This is a genomic window from Salinibacterium sp. G-O1 (assembly GCF_030063305.1).
GTDB lineage: Bacteria > Actinomycetota > Actinomycetes > Actinomycetales > Microbacteriaceae > Rhodoglobus.
In genome coordinates this window covers 771180-788038 of record NZ_JASISV010000002.1, presented here as the reverse complement: position 1 = coordinate 788038, position 16859 = coordinate 771180, and the positions used below count along the sequence as shown (strand labels likewise).

General features: G+C 64.0%; 15 protein-coding genes and 1 riboswitch. Of the genes, 10 read left to right on the top strand and 5 right to left on the bottom strand.

The genetic code is table 11. The features are described 5' to 3' along the window. Positions 1-104: 104 nt before the first annotated feature. From treZ to glgX, 3 genes are read right to left on the bottom strand one after another with little or no spacing between them, the layout of a single operon-like run. The gene (gene treZ / locus QMG83_RS10195; protein ID WP_283505247.1) at positions 105-1829 is read right to left on the bottom strand and encodes a malto-oligosyltrehalose trehalohydrolase; all 1725 of its coding nucleotides are present in this window, start codon (positions 1827-1829) and stop codon (positions 105-107) included. Further along, on the bottom strand, positions 1830-4136 hold the full coding sequence (gene treY / locus QMG83_RS10190; RefSeq protein WP_283505561.1) for a malto-oligosyltrehalose synthase: 2307 nt from the start codon (positions 4134-4136) through the stop codon (positions 1830-1832). Further along, the gene (gene glgX / locus QMG83_RS10185) at positions 4133-6247 is read right to left on the bottom strand and encodes a glycogen debranching protein GlgX (protein ID WP_283505246.1); all 2115 of its coding nucleotides are present in this window, start codon (positions 6245-6247) and stop codon (positions 4133-4135) included. Before glgX ends, treY begins: the two co-directional genes overlap by 4 nt. Positions 6248-6462: 215 nt before the next feature. Here glgX and QMG83_RS10180 point away from each other — a divergent pair, with 215 nt between their 5' ends. Next, positions 6463-7311, top strand: a complete 849-nt coding sequence (locus QMG83_RS10180; RefSeq protein WP_283505245.1) for a glycosyltransferase family 2 protein — start codon at positions 6463-6465, stop codon at positions 7309-7311. Continuing rightward, positions 7308-7814 carry a DUF1697 domain-containing protein gene (locus QMG83_RS10175; RefSeq protein ID WP_283505244.1) on the top strand — a complete coding sequence of 169 codons (507 nt, stop codon included), beginning with the start codon at positions 7308-7310 and terminating at the stop codon, positions 7812-7814. Before QMG83_RS10180 ends, QMG83_RS10175 begins: the two co-directional genes overlap by 4 nt. A 19-nt stretch (positions 7815-7833) precedes the next feature. Here QMG83_RS10175 and QMG83_RS10170 read toward each other — a convergent pair whose 3' ends face one another. Further along, the gene (locus QMG83_RS10170; protein WP_283505243.1) at positions 7834-8544 is read right to left on the bottom strand and encodes a cache domain-containing protein; all 711 of its coding nucleotides are present in this window, start codon (positions 8542-8544) and stop codon (positions 7834-7836) included. 2 nt (positions 8545-8546) lie between these two features. Then, entirely contained in the window at positions 8547-9278 is a 732-nt protein-coding gene (locus QMG83_RS10165) for a FadR/GntR family transcriptional regulator (protein WP_283505242.1), read from the bottom strand. 102 nt (positions 9279-9380) lie between these two features. On the opposite strand from QMG83_RS10165, the gene QMG83_RS10160 reads away from it, so the two are divergent. From QMG83_RS10160 to QMG83_RS10125, 8 genes are all read left to right on the top strand, one after another. Further along, positions 9381-10418, top strand: a complete 1038-nt coding sequence (locus QMG83_RS10160; RefSeq protein WP_283505241.1) for an ABC transporter ATP-binding protein — start codon at positions 9381-9383, stop codon at positions 10416-10418. Positions 10419-10449: 31 nt separating this feature from the next. After that, positions 10450-11616 (top strand): extracellular solute-binding protein, encoded by a 1167-nt coding sequence (locus QMG83_RS10155; RefSeq protein WP_283505240.1) that lies wholly within the window; start codon positions 10450-10452, stop codon positions 11614-11616. Positions 11617-11623: 7 nt separating this feature from the next. Continuing rightward, entirely contained in the window at positions 11624-12550 is a 927-nt protein-coding gene (locus QMG83_RS10150) for an ABC transporter permease (RefSeq protein WP_283505239.1), read from the top strand. 8 nt (positions 12551-12558) lie between these two features. Then, positions 12559-13359 carry an ABC transporter permease gene (locus tag QMG83_RS10145; protein WP_283505238.1) on the top strand — a complete coding sequence of 267 codons (801 nt, stop codon included), beginning with the start codon at positions 12559-12561 and terminating at the stop codon, positions 13357-13359. Positions 13360-13391: 32 nt separating this feature from the next. Continuing rightward, a riboswitch (TPP riboswitch) is annotated at positions 13392-13502 on the top strand. A 25-nt stretch (positions 13503-13527) separates the two neighbouring features. Beyond that, positions 13528-14151, top strand: coding sequence for an ECF transporter S component (locus QMG83_RS10140; protein ID WP_283505237.1), 624 nt, complete (start codon positions 13528-13530; stop codon positions 14149-14151). Then, on the top strand, positions 14115-15581 hold the full coding sequence (locus QMG83_RS10135; RefSeq protein WP_502949032.1) for an ABC transporter ATP-binding protein: 1467 nt from the start codon (positions 14115-14117) through the stop codon (positions 15579-15581). The genes QMG83_RS10140 and QMG83_RS10135 overlap by 37 nt, the downstream gene beginning before the upstream one ends. After that, positions 15578-16327 carry an energy-coupling factor transporter transmembrane component T family protein gene (locus QMG83_RS10130; protein WP_283505236.1) on the top strand — a complete coding sequence of 250 codons (750 nt, stop codon included), beginning with the start codon at positions 15578-15580 and terminating at the stop codon, positions 16325-16327. Before QMG83_RS10135 ends, QMG83_RS10130 begins: the two co-directional genes overlap by 4 nt. Beyond that, complete coding sequence (locus QMG83_RS10125; protein WP_283505235.1) at positions 16314-16859, top strand: nucleoside/nucleotide kinase family protein; 546 nt, start codon at positions 16314-16316, stop codon at positions 16857-16859. The genes QMG83_RS10130 and QMG83_RS10125 overlap by 14 nt, the downstream gene beginning before the upstream one ends.

The window sequence follows — 16859 nt, the reverse complement described above, 5'->3', positions numbered from 1 at the left end:
CCTTTCGGTCGGGGGTGCGAACCCATTCGACCACCGAAACGCCACCAAGTAAACGTCTTGACACTTTATGACGCAGGAGTACGATCGGGACGTCCCGACGGGATTCAGGTGCGCAGAACTGCCGCGCTCTGGGCATCGAGGCGGATCGACTCACCCTGGTGCTCCGGCGATCCCGAGGTGGCCAGCACGATAGTGCCGGCGGGCGCGGGCACATCGGCGTCCTGATCGGAGAAGTTGATCGCGACGCTGACGCCGGGACGGTCCATCCTGAACCACCGTTCGCCTTCGTCAAAGGAGCAGGAGACGGAGGAGAAGTCGGGGTCAGTCAGCCCCGGCAGCTCACGGCGCAACGTCACGAGCTCGCGGTAGAGCGCGAAGATCCGTGCGTGCGCGGGCTCCTCCAGCTCGGACCAGTCGAGCCGGGAGTTCGTGAAGGTAGCCAGATCCTGAGGGTTGGGTACGACTGCGGCGTCCCAACCCATTTTCTCGAATTCGGCGATACGACCCTCTGCCGTCGCGATGCCAAGTTCGGGCTCGGGATGCGACGTGAAGAACTGCCACGGAGTCGTGGCGCCCCACTCCTCACCCATGAACAGCATCGGAGTAAACGGACCGAGCAGGGTCAGCACCGCCGCGATGGCCTGCTGGTTCGCATTCAGCTGCGCGGTAAGTCTGTCCCCGACGGCGCGGTTGCCGATCTGGTCGTGATCCTGGGTGAAGGTGACGAGGCGCCAGGTCGGCACGGCGCTCAGGTCTATCGGAACTCCGTGATTGCGCTCCCGGAAGGATGAGTACGTTCCATCATGAAAGAACCCACGGGTCATCGTCTTGGCCAGGGCCTCGAGCGAGTCGAAGTCGGCGTAATACCCGCTCGTCTCCCCGGTTAGGTTCACGTGCGCGGCGTGGTGGTAGTCATCGCTCCATTGCGCTGTCATTCCATAGCCGCCTTCGCTTCGCGGCGTGATCATCTTCGGATCGTTGAGGTCCGACTCGGCGATGAGCGTGAGCGGTCTCCCGATGGCCTCGCTGAGGCTGTCGGTGCGCTCTGCCAGCTCCGCCAGCAGGTGCTTCTCTCGCGTATCCACCAGGGCGTGTACGGCATCCAGCCTGAGCCCGTCGACGTGGTAGTCGTTCATCCACATCAGCGCGTTGCGGATGATGTACTCGCGCACCTCCGGCTCGGCCAGATTGACGGTCGTACCCCACGTATTCGAGCTGGCGTCGTCCAGGTACGGGCCCAACCGTGGGAGGTAGTTTCCGCTCGGACCGAGGTGGTTGTAGACGACATCCTGAATGACGCCGAGCCCCCGCTGATGGCAGGCGTCGACGAACCGCTGGTAAGCGGCGGGACCGCCATAGCCTTCATGCACCGTGTACCACAGCACACCGTCGTAGCCCCAGTTGTGCGTTCCGTTGAAGCCGTTGACCGGGAGTACCTCAACGAAATCGATGCCGAGTTCGACCAGATGATCGAGCCTTTCGATGGCGGAATCCAGCGTTCCTTCTGGCGTGTAAGTACCGATGTGCAGTTCGTAGATCGTGGCGCCCTTGAGCTCGCGGCCCGCCCATTGGGAGTCTGACCACTCGTACGAGGCCGGATCGACGGTGCGCGAAAGACCGTGAACTCCCCACGGCTGCCTGCGCGAACGCGGGTCTGGCAGCGGAGTCGAGTCGTCATCGATCAGGTAGCCGTAGTCGAGACCCTCAGCCCACTCGACACGTCCACGGGGTGACCACCAGCCGTCGCCGACCGCGTCCAGGCTGACGCTCTGTGACCCGAGCACGAGCGTCACGCGGTGGGCTCGAGGCGCCCATAGCTGGAATGGCATCTAGACCTCCCTTGTTGCGAGCAACGCAACCGGATACTGCGACAGCAGCACGCTCAACTCGAGTTCGCCGCCCTCGTATTCGGCTCCCGTGATCACGTCAACAATAGGTCGCTGCGCCAACAACACGGTGGTCGATCCCCACCCACCGCGAGCGTCGAGCCCGATCGGCAAGCGCGTCGCCAGCGTCACGGCACCGCCGCGGTCGAAGGCGATGAGATGGTCGGCTGCCTCACCAATAGCCGAGATCGGGGCGTAGCGCGTGAAAAGTTCCGCACGATCCCTGCGCAACCGCAGAGCGGCGGTGGTCACCAAAAGCTTTGCGGCACCGGTCGCATCGATGTGTGGATGCTCGCCGCCATCGATCGAGGCCAGCAACTGCCGACGCAGGCCGAAGTCGACAGTCCGGCGGTTGTCTGGATCGACGAGCGAGGTCTCCCACAGTTCGCTGCCCTGATAAACGTCGGGCACCCCAGGTGCGGTCAACTGGATGAGCTTGGCCGCCAGGGAGTTGGACCACCCTGGCTGCGACACCCGCTCGACGATGGCCGCGAGCTGCTCCGCCGCGGCCGGGTTGTCGAATGCGCTGTCGATGAGCGCGTGCATCCTCAGCTCGAAATCTTCGTCGGGCGCTGCCCAGCCGGTGGAGTTACCGGCCTCCCGTGCGGCCTTCTCGGCGTAGGCATGCAGCCTCTCGCGCGACGCCGGCCAGGTACCGACGATCGACTCCCACAGGAGGTTTTCGAGTGGTCCATCGCCGAGTGGTGCCAGCTCACGCAGGCTGGTCAGGGTTGACCGCCATTCGCCGGGAATCTCCGAGAGCACATCGATGCGTGCCCGAACATCCTCGCCGCGCTTCGTGTCGTGAGTGCTGAGCGTCGTGAGCGAGGCAGGGAACACCGCGTGGCGATCCTCCTGGCGGGAATGAAACTCGTCGAGGGTGATGGAGAACTCGGAAGGATCGCCGCCCACCTCGGTCAGCGATGCGAGCCGGGAATACCGGTAGAACGCGGTGTCTTCGACGCCCTTTGCCATGACCATGCCGGTGGTCTGCTGCAGGCGTTGCGCGGCCGGGTTCGACGGATCGCTCAGCAGCGGAACCAGCACGTCGAAAACCTCGTCGAGATCTGGCCGGCGATGTCTCGCATCTTCGAGGGCCTCCTCGAAATGTTCCATGCCGTGCGGCAGGTACGACCGATAGACGGGGAAGCATGCGGCGATTTCGGCGATAGCGTCGTCGGCCTGTCCCGTCGTCAGGTCACCTGTCTCGTCGGCGAGCATCCTGGCGATGCGCAGGATTTCCGATCGCAGGATTCCGTCGGCGATCGCCCGCTTCGTGTCATGGATGAGGTCGAGCCAGGGTTGTTTCGGCGCGTCGTCGATGCTTGCGTCGAGCCGGTCGAGGCGATGACGCCCGGCGGGGTCGACGAGCACGCGGTCGATGTCGCCGAGAGCGTCGTAGCCCGTGGTTCCTGCGGCCTGCCAATGGGGCGGCATCCGCTCGCTGCCCTCTAGGATCTTCTCCACCAGCACGTATGCGGATCCGGTTGCCCTGGCAAGGTCATCGAGATAGGTTCCAGGGTCGAGCACGCCGTCCGGATGATCAACCCTTAGACCATCCACGAGCTTCTCGTCGAACCAGCGGACGATTTCTGCGTGTGACTCGTCGAAGACCCACGGCACCTCGACCCGGATGCCGGCGAGGGAGTTCACCGCGAAGAACCTGCGGTAGTTGAGTTCGGCGTCGGCGCGGCGCCAGTTCACCAGCTCGTAGTGCTGCCGGTCGTGAACGGTGAGGGCGTCAGCGCCATCGTCGGCCGTGCCCTCGGCGATGGGGAACCGCTGGTCGTAGTAGGCGAGCTGCCCATCTACGATCGACAGCTGCGGAATGTCTTCGTCGCCGAGAACGGGGATGCGGATGCGCGAATCTCCGAAATCCCAATCGACATCGAATGCCTCCGCGTAGCGAGAGTCCTGGCCTCGCAGCAGGAGATCCCACCACCACGGATTTGCCGATGGCGTCGCAACCCCCACATGGTTCGGCACGATGTCAACGAGCACGCCCATGCCGCGAGAGTGCGCAGCGGCGGACAGCTTTTCGAGCCCCGCCGCGCCACCCCGGGAGGCGTCGATGAACGAGTGATCCACGACGTCATAACCGTGGTCCGATCCCTGCTCGGCGGCGAGGATCGGCGATAGGTAGACCCAGTCCACCCCGAGCAGCGCGAGGTAGTCGACAAGCTCTGCCGCGGCATCCAGATCGAAGCCAGCTCTGATCTGCAGGCGGTAGGTCGAGATCGGGATGTTCAGGAGGTCTCCTTACGTGCGCACAACACCATGATCGCGCGTCCGCCAACGGTGATCGACCCGCCAGCAGCGAAGACACCCTTGGGAGCTTTCGCGGTGGTGGTGTCGAGCACGAGATCCCATTTGGCGCCGTATTCCGCTGACGGCAGCTGAAACGTGACTCCCTCTTCTGACGCATTGAAGTACAGCAGGAAGTTCGCGTCGGTGATGTCCTGGCCCCGGGCATCCCGGCCCCTGATACCGTCACCGTTCAGGAACATGCCGAGCGACTTGACGTAGTCGGATTCCCAATGCTCGTCAGTCATCGCGGTCGCGTCAGTCGACAGCCACTCGACATCCATCAATGGCTCGCCCTCGGCACGCTTCACCGGGCGACCCGTGAAGAATCGCTTCCGGCGGAAGACCGGATGATTCGCCCGCAGCGCGGCGACCATCGACGTGAAGGCGACCAACGACTCGTCAGCCTCCGCCCAGTTCACCCAGCTCAGCTCGGAGTCCTGTGCGTATGTGTTGTTATTCCCGCGCTGCGTGCGACCCATCTCGTCACCGTGAAGCAGCATGGGCACGCCCTGCGAGAGGAACAGTGTGGTGATGAAGTTGCGCTGCTGACGGGCCCGGATCGCGAGCACAGCGCGGTTCTTAGTCTCGCCCTCGACTCCGCTGTTCCACGAGCGGTTGTGTGACTCGCCGTCGTTGTTGTTCTCGCCGTTCGCCTGGTTGTTCTTCTCGTTGTACGACACGAGGTCGCGCATGGTGAACCCATCGTGCGCTGTAACGAAGTTGATGGATGCCACCGGGCGTCGCCCCGACGTTTCATAAAGCTCGGGTGATCCGCTCAAGCGGCTCACGAACTCGCCGAGGGTGGCGGGTTCGCCCCGCCAGAAGTCGCGGACGGTGTCGCGGTACTTTCCGTTCCACTCGGTCCACTGCGGAGGGAAGTTGCCCACCTGATAGCCGCCCGGGCCGATATCCCAGGGCTCGGCGATCAGTTTCACCTGCGAGACCACCGGATCCTGCTGCACCAGCTCGAAGAAGGTCGAGAGTTTGTCGACGTCGTAGAACTCGCGGGCGAGGGTGGAGGCGAGGTCGAACCTGAATCCGTCGACGTGCATCTCGGTGACCCAGTAGCGCAGGGAATCCATGATCAGCTGCAGCGAATGAGGGTGCCGCACGTTGAACGAGTTTCCGGTGCCCGTGTAGTCCATGTAGTGCTTCTGGTCGTCGTCGACGAGGCGGTAGTAAGCGGCGTTGTCGATGCCCCTGAACGAGATCGTGGGCCCGAGGTGGTTTCCCTCTGCCGTGTGGTTGTAGACCACATCGAGAATCACTTCGATGCCGGCATGGTGCAGGGCACGCACCATGCTCTTGAACTCGAGCACCTGCTGGCCACGATCGCCGGTCGACGAGTATGCGGCGTGCGGAGCGAAGAACCCGATCGTGTTGTAGCCCCAGTAGTTCGACAGGCCCTGATCCTGAAGTACCGAGTCGTTGACGAACTGGTGCACGGGCATCAATTCAATGGCGGTGATTCCGAGTTTTTGGAGGTGCTCGATGATGGCCGGATGCGCGATGGCCGAGTAGGTTCCGCGCTGCTCCTCGGGGATATCGGGATGTGTTGCGGTGAGACCCTTGACGTGCGCCTCGTAGATCACGGTGTCGTTGTAGGCGATGTTCGGTGACGATTCGCCCGACCAGTCGAAGTAGGGGTTCACCACGACGCCGAGCATCATGTGACTGGCTGAGTCGTCATTGTTCACGGAATCTTCGTCGCCGAAGTTGTAGGAGAACAGAGACTGATCCCAGTCGATGTCACCGCTGGTGGCCTTGGCGTACGGATCGAGCAGCAGTTTTGACCCGTTGGCGCGCGACCCGTTCTCGGGGTCGTAGTCGCCATAAACGCGGTACCCGTACAACTGCCCGGCCTGCACCGTCGGCAGGTAGGCGTGCCAGATGAAGGCATCGACCTCGGTCAAGGGGACGCGGATCTCTTCCCCGTCGTTGAAGAGGCACAGCTCGACTCTTTCAGCGGCCTCGCTGAACAGAGCGAAATTCGTTCCGCTGCCGTCAAAGGTGGCGCCAAGAGGATAGGCCGTCCCTGGCCAGCTTTCTACCATGACTCAGTCGACCGAAAGGAATGAGTGTGGTGCTGCGGGGGAGTCATGGGCGTTAACGCTACCGGAGTGAGAGAAGAGGGCCGGCCCCGTTGGCGAAGTGGTATTCGTTTGCAGGCAACACGCGGGAATGGCTCGGTGGGGGGTTGCGCAAAATCTGATCACGGGGTAAAGGTCAGGCTTGGGCCGAAAATGGGCCCCTCCGGTAGGTTGGCAGCATGGATTCGCCTCGACCGACCGTCTCGATCGTCATCCCGGCGTGGAACGAAGAACACACCATTAAGGCGTGCGTGCTTGCCGCGCTCGAGCAGACCGTGCCCGCGTTCGAGGTGATCGTCGTGGACAACATGTCGACGGATGGCACAGCCGCCGTCGTCAAGGCGCTGCAGGTCGCGTTTCCCGAGGCACCGCTCATTTACCTCCAGCAGCAGGAGGCGCAGGGGATCATCCCCACCCGCAACTTCGGCCTTGACCACGCGCACGGCGACATCCTGGGCCGCATCGATTCGGATTCGGTGCTCGAGCCGACCTGGGTAGAGGAGGTTCAGAAGGCTTTCGCTGACCCGGAGGTCGCGGCGTGCACCGGACCGGTGATCTACTACGACATGCCCCTGCGTCGGTTCGGCGCCATCGCCGATGACGCTGTCCGACGGGCTCTGATCGTTCTGGCGCAGGACTACCACCTGCTGTTCGGCAGCAATATGGCACTGCGTGCTACGGCCTGGCAGCTGATCGGATCTGAGGCGTGCCTCGATCCCGATGACGAACTCCATGAGGACATCGACTTGTCGATCCACCTGCACGAGCATGCCCAGAAGGTCGCATACTCCTCCGAGATGGTCACCGGGATGTCGGCCCGGCGCCTCGACGACAATCCGCGCGAGTTTTACGACTATGTGATGCGTTTCGAGCGCACCTACCAGAAGCACAACGTTCACAACATCGCACTGCGCGCCCCGATGGCAGTGCTGATGTCGGCATATCCCGCGCTGAAGGCCATGCGAGCCGGTGAATTGTTCAGAGAGGCCAACGAGCAGCGACGAGACGACGCAGAGTCACCGGAATGAGTCCGGCCTCGCGATCTGTCGCACTCCTGAGGGGAATCAACGTCGGGCCAACGACGAAGGTGCCGATGGCGCTGCTGCGCTCCGCGTTCGAGGAGGCGGGAGCGACGGAGGTGGTCACGCTGCTCAACAGCGGCAACGTGGTTTTCAGGGGCAAGGTGGATGCGGCGGCCCTCCAGCAGCGCGTCGCCGACGAGACCGGGGTCACCACCAGCATCCTGATTGTCGATGCGGTGCAATTTCGCCGGATCGCCGACGCATTCCCGTTCACCGGCGACGAGTCGCGACTCACAATCACCTTCATGAGCACCGTGCCGGACGAGGTCAGCGTGCCAGACGATCTCGGCTCAGAGCTCGTCGCCGTCGGGGCTGAGGCCGTGTACCAGTACCTGCCAGACGGCGTTTCGCACACGAGGTTGAAGCCGGCATTCTGGCGCCAAGTCGGCCGGGATTCCACAGCCAGAAACCTCAGGACCGTCTCGAAACTGCTCGCACTTCTCGACTAGAAGCGCAACCACCGATGGCTCAATCGACGACGAGCAGCAGGCCGGTGTCGCCGCAGGCCAGTTCTGCGGTGCCCACGTGCTCGCGCAGGATCGTGCCGGTCGGCCGGTGTGGGTCTGTCGATACGACGATGCGACGGGAGGCGTTGATGAGGGTGGCGGGCGCTCCGATCGAACGCAGCGCTGGCAGCAGGGCTCGTTCGACATCGCTGACGAAAAGGTCTGCTCCCACTACACCGACCATCGCGCCGCGGAAGCTGACCGGCATCGTGAGGGTGAGGGTGTACTCGTCGGTGCAGAGGTAGTCGACGTAGGGCCCGGTGATGTGGCGCGCCATGGTCGCGGCAGGTACTCGCCACCATTCGAGGGCCGTGTAGTCGCGGAACGTGTCAGAGGTGGGATCCTCTTCCGCCTGCAGGCGACGGGGGATCGGATTGTCCGGTTCCGCACGGAAGGTATTGCCGCTGCCCAGCCACCACGCCAGGTGCCAGTCGGTGTCAGCAAGGAATCCTCGCGCCGCGACAAAACCTCCGCCGATGATCAGGGCCTTATGGTGAGAGAGGCGGGGTACGACGAGTTGCCCGGTGATGTGATCGATCTCTGCTGCGGTGACCACGCCGTTGCGTTCGACCAGCGCATGCCCGACCGCTGCCCGCCAGTCGTCGATCAGGGCGAATACGGAATCGAAGACGTCGCTCATAGCGGTCGCCGCTACGTCGTCAACACGTTCCACGATCATCCTTTCGCCTCCAGCAGCCACTCTACGGAGTGCATGATGTGCCGCGCGGTGAGCTGTCTGGCCAATCCTCCATCGAATTCTTCGATGGCAGCCACAACGGCGAGGTGCGATTCCCTGCTGAGGTCGCGATGGGGCTGTTCCTTCAGGCTCAGCCACAACAGCGGAGCGAACTCCGCCTGCAGCCGCAACTCTTCTGCCACCAGTCGCGCCGATTGCGACAGTGCTGCGATCTCGAGTCGGAAGGCGGCCTCGCCCCGACGGGAGGACGCGTCGCTTTCGATATCGGTTGCCGTGACAAGCTCTCGCAGGTGGGCGACATCGTCCGCTGTCGCGCGGTCGGCGGCAAGCTCAGCGGCCATCGTGGCGATGGCGGAGTAATAGGCGGCCATGTCGCGAATCTCGACTCTGGAGAGTGCCTCCACGCGAGCCGCGATCCCGGATCGGGCCTGAGCGCCCGACGTCACGAAGCTTCCTCCGTCTCGGCCCCGTCGCGTTTCGACCAGTCCGCGGGATCGAAGGGCTTCGAGCGCCTCGCGAGCCGTCACGGTCGCCACGCCGAACTGACGCGCCATGTCCGCTTCGCTCGGAAGCTTCTCGCCATGGGAAAGGAGGCCCAGCTCGATCGCGTCGGTGAGGCGTTGCGCCACGAGTTCTGCGCGCCCACCACCGGCAAGTGGCGCGAAAACGGCGGCACGTGCAGCTGTAGCGGGGCGATGGGGCGTAGGCACGGTCTCCTCGAATGATCGATTCGTGACACGACCGTAACATCCCGGGAATGATTAAGACATCTGCTTCCATATGATTTATACAGAACGGCAGGGAGGCCCGGCGTGACAACAGCGACACCCGCGATTCGACTCACAGCATTGAGCAAGGCATTCGGCTCGGTGAACGCCGTCGACAACCTCGACCTCGACATCGCCGAGGGCGAATTTTTCTCAATGCTGGGCCCGTCGGGATCGGGAAAAACCACGGTATTGCGGCTCATAGCTGGCTTCGAGATGCCCAGCGCCGGCACCATCGAGCTCCAGGGTCACGACGTCACGAACCGCTCACCCTTCGACCGCGACGTCAACACCGTCTTTCAGGACTACGCACTCTTTCCCCACATGACGGTGCGCGAGAACGTGGCCTACGGGCTCCGGGTGCGGGGGATGGGCAAGAAGGAGCGCCTCGAGCGCGCAGCGGCATCCCTCGAGTCGGTCGCCCTCGGGGGTTTTGGGGACAGGAAACCGAGCCAGCTCTCCGGCGGCCAGCGGCAGCGGGTCGCGCTCGCGCGGGCAACCGTCGTGCAGCCCAAAGTGCTTCTGCTGGACGAACCCCTCGGCGCGCTTGACCTGAAGCTGCGCGAACAGATGCAGGTCGAATTGAAAGAACTGCAGCGCTCTCTCGGAATCACCTTCATCTTCGTCACTCATGACCAGGAGGAGGCGCTCACGCTGAGCGACCGCATCGCGGTGTTCAACAAGGGGCGGATTGAGCAGCTCGGAACGCCGACCGAGATCTACGAGCGACCCCAGTCCAGCTTCGTCGCGTCCTTCGTGGGCACCTCAAACATCTTCGACGAGAACAGATCCCGAGAGGTGCTCGGAGTTCCGGGCACGAATTCGATCCGCCCAGAGAAAATCACGCTCGCGGGGGCAGGCTCAGCCGTGCCGGAAGGCACTGTGAGCCTCGACGGAACGATCTCGGAAGTCATCTATCTCGGTACGAGCACGCGACTGCTAGTGACGCTGGCGTCGGGCCAGCAGCTCAGCGTGCTCGAGCAAAACGTGTCATCCCTGTCCGGGAATGACCGCCGGGGCCAGAAGGTGAGGGCAGAGTTCGCAAGAACCGACGTCGTCTCGCTCGCCCCGATCCCCGCCTGATCCGAAAATCCAGTCAGTACAAGGAGCAGCAATGAACAACACAGCACGAAGGTCGGCGATTTTCACCGGCCTTGCCATCGCCTCGGTTGCGGTTCTTACCGCCTGTGGCACCACCTCGGGCTCGAGCGACGGCGGTAGTGCCGCCGACGAGCTCGGGGACTTCGAGGGCAGCGTCTCCATCCTCGCGTGGCCCGGATATGTCGAAGACGGTTCCAACGACCCGACAGTCGACTGGGTGTCCGCCTTCGAGGAGCAGACCGGATGCACCGTCAGCAGCAAGACGTACGGCACGTCGGATGAGGCATTCAACCTCATGAAGACCGGCGGATACGACGTCATCGCGGCGTCCGGCGACGCGAGCCTGCGCCTGGTGGCATCCGGCGAGGTTGCTCCGGTCAACACCGATCTACTCGAGAACTACGACGGCATCTTCGACTTCCTCAAGGAGAAGTCGTGGAACAGCGTGGACGGGGTCAGCTACGGAATCCCGCACGGCTACGGCGCCAACCTCCTCATGTACAACACGGACGTTTTCCCTGACGGTCTCGACTCATGGAGCGCCGTCTTCGACGACGCTGCAGCGAATGCCGGCAAGGTGACTGCGTACGACTCGCCCATCTACATCGCGGATGCGGCTGTCTATCTGATGGCGACCCAGCCCGATCTCGGCATCACCAACCCCTACTCGCTGGACGAAACTCAGCTCGCCGCTGCAGTGGACCTTCTGAAGACGCAGCGCGCCTCCGTCGGCGAGTACTGGAGTGACTATCTGAAGGAGATTCAGGCATTCGAGACCGGCAACTCGGTGGTGGGCACCACATGGCAGGTGATCCAGAACTCCGTCTCCACGGGAAACACCGAGGTCGTGCTTCCGAAAGAAGGCGCCACCGGGTGGTCCGACACCTGGATGATCGCGTCGAAAGCGAAGAGCCCGAACTGCGCATACGCGTGGCTCGACTACATCGCCAGCCCCGAAGCCAATGCGCAGGCAACCGCGTACTTCGGCGAGGCGCCGTCCAGCATCGCGGCGTGTGACTTCCGCGATGACTGCGAAGCCTTCCACGCCGGCGACGCCGACTACGCATCGCAGATCTGGTACTGGTCGACTCCGATAGCGGACTGCCTCGATGGCCGTACCGACGTGAAGTGCACCGATTACTCCGCGTGGGCAACCGCGTGGTCGGAGATTAAGGGCTGATTCACGCATGACGAGCAACGCGGCTTCGCCGCTCATCGAGAGGGCGGGAATCCCGCCACATCGCCACACCCCGGCGCGAAGGGTCTCGGTATTCCTGAGCCAACACGCCAGGGCACGATTGGGACTGCTGCTGTCTGCGCCCCTGTTGTGGCTGGGTCTCGTGTACATCGTGGCGCTTGCCGCGTTGCTCGTCACAGCGTTCTGGTCGGTTGACTCCTTTACGGGCGAGGTGTCGACGACCTGGACACTGGATAATTTCGTCACGGTGTTCACGGGGGCCGTGTACCAGGCGGTCACCCTGCGCACAGTAGGGATTGCGTTGCTCGTGACCATCGTCGACATCGTGATCGCGCTTCCCATTGCGTTCTTCATGGCGAAAGTCGCCAGCCCCCGACTGCGGCGCATCCTGGTGATCGCCGTCCTGATGCCGCTCTGGGCGAGCTACCTTGTGAAGGCGTACGCGTGGCGCTCCGTGTTGTCCGAGGGCGGGTTGCTCGAATGGTTGTTGTCACCGTTCGGTGGCCAGACCCCGGGGTACGGCATCCCCGCAATCGTCATCACCCTGTCGTACCTCTGGCTGCCATACGTGATTCTGCCGATCTACGCGGGCCTCGAGCGCGTGCCAGACTCCCTGCTCGAAGCCTCGAGCGATCTTGGCGCGAAGACCGGACGGACGCTCGTGAGCATCGTGTTGCCCATGCTCTGGCCCGCGATCATCGCCGGGTCCATCTTTAGCTTCTCGCTGTCGCTGGGCGACTACATCACCGTGAACATCGTCGGCGGTGCGAACCAGTTGCTGGGCAACCTCGTTTTCACCAACGTTGGGGCAGCGAACAACCTGCCGCTGGCCGCGGCAATCGCCACCATCCCGATCGCCATCATGGTCGTATATCTGACCGCAGCCCGCCGCAGCGGCGCGCTCGAAAGCCTCTAGGAGCAGCGATGCGTTTGAGTCGAACCGCACGAATCTCGCTCGGGGTCGTCACGGGTGTCGTGCTGGCTATTGTCTATCTTCCGCTGCTCGTGGTCTTTGTGAACTCTTTCTCCACCAGCAAGAACCTCACGTGGCCCCCGCCGGGCTTCACCCTCGAATGGTGGGGAAAAGCGTTCCAGAATGCGGGAGCCATGGAGGCGATCGGTACCAGCGTGCAGATCGCCGTCGTGTCTACCGCGATCGCGCTCGTGCTCGGCACCCTCATCTCGCTGGCACTGCAGCGCTTCACCTTCTTCGGCAGGGATGCCGTGAGCCTGCTCGTGATCCTGCCCATCGCATTGCCCGGCATCGTCACTGGCATCGCGCTCAACAACTTCTTTCGCACCATCATCGATGTGCAACTCGGCTTCGTCACCATCGTCATCGCTCACTCGACGTTCTGCATCGTGACAGTGTTCAACAACGTCATCGCACGGCTTCGCCGCACGGGTACATCGCTGGAGGAGGCATCAGCTGACCTGGGCGCCGGCATCTGGACAACGTTCAGGCTCGTTACCTTCCCGCAGATCCGCTCGGCGCTGCTCGCGGGTGGCCTGCTGGCATTCGCCCTGTCATTCGACGAGATCATCGTGACGACGTTTACGGCCGGGCCGGGGATGTCGACACTGCCCATCTGGATTCTCAACAACCTGTTCCGGCCAAACCAGGCACCCATTGTCAACGTGATCGCGGTGGTGCTGGTGCTGGTGTCGATCGTCCCGATCTACTTCGCCCAGCGGCTCGCGGGGGCAGAGAGCGCTCAGAAGTAGCGTCACCGTCTGCTTCTGCTCGGCATAGGATGGTTGCTGAACACGGGAGTCCGGTGAGCCGGGCTGAGAGGAAGCTTCTCCAAGCTTCGACCGTCGAACCTGATCTGGATCATGCCAGCGCAGGGAGGCAATCTCGAAACCCGTGCCATTTCAATCGAAAGGCACGAAATGACAACCACTCTGACAACACCACCGGCTACAACCACGCCCTCCCGATTCCGCTGGCGGGTCGTTGACATCGTCGTGGCGAGCGTTATCGGCGTCGCTAGCGGACTCGTCTTCGTCGCATGGAACGTCGCATCCAACCCGGTGACCGACCCCCTCGCCGCGCTACTGCCCGGCCTTCAGGCACTTGGCGGCGGCTTCTGGCTGTTCGCCGGAGTGCTGACCGCCATCGTCGTGCGCAAGCCGGGAGCCGCGCTGTACGGCGAGATGGTCGCGGCGACAGTGTCTGCTCTCATCGGCAACCAGTGGGGCCCACTCACCCTGGTCAGCGGAGCGGTGCAGGGGCTCGGTGCCGAGCTGGTCTTCGCGATCTTCCTCTACACAAACTGGCGGGTGGGTGTCGCGATCCTTGCCGGAGTCGGGGCTGGCCTGGGCATGGCCGTCACCGACCTTACGCTCTGGTACCCCGGTTCAGACACCCCGTTCGTCATGGTCTACACAATTTCAGCCATGGTGGGTGGTGCACTGATCGCCGGGCTGTTGTCGTGGCTGGCCATGCGCGGTCTTGCCCGCACCGGCGCTCTCCATCGATTCGCGGCCGGGCGCGAGATCGCGAAACGGGTCTGAGCGTCGTTGTCCCCGCTGGCGTCACCATCACCGGGTGGGGGTGGCGCCATGCGGGCAGGCTCGCCTGGGCTCTCCGCGACCTGAACCTCACCATCGAACCGGGGGAGCGCGTGTTGCTCCTCGGGCAATCCGGCGCGGGCAAGTCGACCCTGCTTCAGGCACTCGCCGGCGTGCTCGCCGACGATGAGGGTGAGCGCGAAGGCACCATGCTCGTCGATGGGCGGCCGCCGGCGCCCGGTCGTGCCGGGCTCGTGCTGCAGGATCCGGACAGCCAGCTGATTCTCGCCAGAGTCGGCGACGACGTGGCATTCGGTTGCGAGAACCTCGGCGTGCAGCGGGACGAGACGTGGCGGCGCGTCCATGAAGCGCTCGACGCCGTGGGGCTCGACGTTGCGCTCGACCGCTCGACCTCGGCGCTGTCGGGAGGGCAGAAGCAGCGGCTGGCGCTCGCCGGGGTCATCGCAATGCAGCCGGGGCTGATTTTGCTCGATGAGCCCACCGCCAATCTCGACCCACAGGGTGTGACCGAGGTCAGAGACGCTGTGGTGCGGGTGGCGCAATTGACCGGTGCAACCCTCATCGTGATCGAACACCGCGTGGCGGTCTGGCAGGGCGTCGTGGATCGGGTGGTCGTCCTGGAGACCGGTGGAGGGGCGATCGCCGATGGTGACCCAGGCTCCGTGCTGGGAGCCCGGGGTGCAGAACTCGCCGCCGGTGGGGTCTGGGTTGCCGGGCATCCACCAGCACGTCCAGCGCGACGGCACAGGGCTGCTGAACAGCTCATGCTCGAGACGCGTGAACTCAGTGTGGGGCGGTCACGCATGGCGGTGCAGGAGGGGATCGACCTGCGCGTGTGCGGCGGTGCCACTCTGGCGATCACGGGCCCGAACGGCGCCGGAAAGTCGACGCTGGGGCTCACCCTGGCGGGGCTGCTGCCGCCGGTGGGTGGCGAGGTCGTCGCGGGCGCTGAACTGGCAGGCGACGCGGGGCCGCATCCAATCAAGTGGCGATCACGGCAGCTGTTGACGCGCATCGGCACGGTGTTCCAACAGCCGGAGCACCAGTTCATCGCCGCGACGGTGCGCGCCGAACTCGAGGTGGGTCCGAAAGCTCTCGGTCTGTCGGACAGCGAGACCCGTACGCGAGTGTCCGAACTGCTCGACCGCCTTCGGCTCGCGTCGCTTGCCGAGGCAAACCCGTTCACTCTGTCTGGCGGCGAGAAACGCCGGTTGAGTGTTGCCACAGCTTTGGCAACCAGACCCAGGGTGCTGGTGCTCGACGAACCGACCTTCGGACAGGATTCGCGTACCTGGAGCGAACTCGTTGCGCTGCTCGCCGGTCTCGTCGACGACGGCACGGCCGTTGTGACAATCACCCATGACCTGGATCTGGTGGATGCCCTTGCCGACGCCACGGTGACACTCTCATGACCACCGTAAACCCGGTGGCCAAGCTCGCTGCCGCACTGTTGCTCGCCATCTGCCTCGTGCTGACCATCGACTGGGTGTCTGCGACGGTGGCGCTGGCGCTCGAATTTGTCGTGTTCGCCTTCATCCGCATGAAAGCGAGAGTGTTCTGGCTGCGCACCCTGCCGGTGTGGATCGCAGCTCCGCTCACTGGTGTCACGATCGCGCTGTACGGCCAGACCGACGGAGCCATCTACTTCGAGTTCGCCCTCGCTCGCGTGAGTGATGGATCGATCACCCTCGCGATCGCGACGGTGCTGAGGGTGTTGGCGATCGGGCTCCCGGCAGTGGTGCTGTTCGTGAGCATCGACCCCACTGACCTCGCCGACGGTCTCGCCCAGCGCGCGAAGTTGCCGGCCCGATTCGTACTCGGCGCTCTTGCCGGGATGCGCCTCGTCCCACTCTTCATGGAGGACTGGCGATCGCTCGAGCTCGCGCGCCGGGCTCGAGGGGTTGCAGACACCGGGCGCATCCGGCGCATCGCAGGTCAGGCCTTCGCGCTGTTCGTGTTGTCCATCCGCCGCGGGAGTGCTCTGGCAACGGCCATGGAGGCACGCGGCTTCGGTGCCCCCGCTCAACGGACGTGGGCGAGGGAATCGCCGTGGGGGTCGCGGGAGTGGCTCGTTATGGCAGCGGGCCTGTCGATCGGGCTGGTGGCGATCGCCGCAGCAGTGCTGTCGGGGCGGTGGAACTTCATTGTCGGCCCGTAGCTTCTCGACCGGCGGGCCGGCGACTCGGGTGCTCATTGACGGTCGGTCCGGTTCCGGCAAGACGGAGCTGGCGCGCGCGCTCGCGGACGGCTGGCCGGGATCCCAGCTGGTGAGGCTCGACGACCTCTATCCGGGCTGGGATGGGCTGGACGAGGGGAGCAGGGTGGTCGCCTCGATCCTCACCACATTGCGCTGGCGAGCCTGGGACTGGGCGGCAGGGGCGCCGGGCGCCTGGCATCAGCTCGACGCATCCGCTCCGATCATCATTGAAGGAGTCGGGGCCATCAGCAGCACGTCACGGCCGCTGGTGGATGTCGCGGTGTGGGTCGAGCTGGATGACGCAACTCGCAAGGTGCGGGCATTGGAGCGAGATGGCGACGCGTACGCGCCCTATTGGGATCGCTGGGCAGCACAGGAGGAGCTTTTCATTTCCCGAGAGAATCCTCGTCGGCTTTCAACGCTGCGGGTCGACGGCACCGACACGATCGAGGCCCTCGGGAGCGTTCGCCGCGCCACCCGTCACACGCAGTGA

Excerpts from the sequence above, each read along its gene's own strand:
- QMG83_RS10145 (WP_283505238.1), top strand. The coding sequence starts at position 12,559 with ATGCGTTTGAGTCGAACCGCACGAATCTCGCTCGGGGTCGTCACGGGT.
- QMG83_RS10155 (WP_283505240.1), top strand. The coding sequence starts at position 10,450 with ATGAACAACACAGCACGAAGGTCGGCGATTTTCACCGGCCTTGCCATC.
- treZ (WP_283505247.1), bottom strand. The coding sequence starts at position 1,829 with ATGCCATTCCAGCTATGGGCGCCTCGAGCCCACCGCGTGACGCTCGTG.
- glgX (WP_283505246.1), bottom strand. The coding sequence starts at position 6,247 with ATGGTAGAAAGCTGGCCAGGGACGGCCTATCCTCTTGGCGCCACCTTT.
- QMG83_RS10150 (WP_283505239.1), top strand. The coding sequence starts at position 11,624 with ATGACGAGCAACGCGGCTTCGCCGCTCATCGAGAGGGCGGGAATCCCG.
- QMG83_RS10140 (WP_283505237.1), top strand. The coding sequence starts at position 13,528 with ATGACAACCACTCTGACAACACCACCGGCTACAACCACGCCCTCCCGA.
- QMG83_RS10180 (WP_283505245.1), top strand. The coding sequence starts at position 6,463 with ATGGATTCGCCTCGACCGACCGTCTCGATCGTCATCCCGGCGTGGAAC.
- QMG83_RS10130 (WP_283505236.1), top strand. The coding sequence starts at position 15,578 with ATGACCACCGTAAACCCGGTGGCCAAGCTCGCTGCCGCACTGTTGCTC.
- QMG83_RS10175 (WP_283505244.1), top strand. The coding sequence starts at position 7,308 with ATGAGTCCGGCCTCGCGATCTGTCGCACTCCTGAGGGGAATCAACGTC.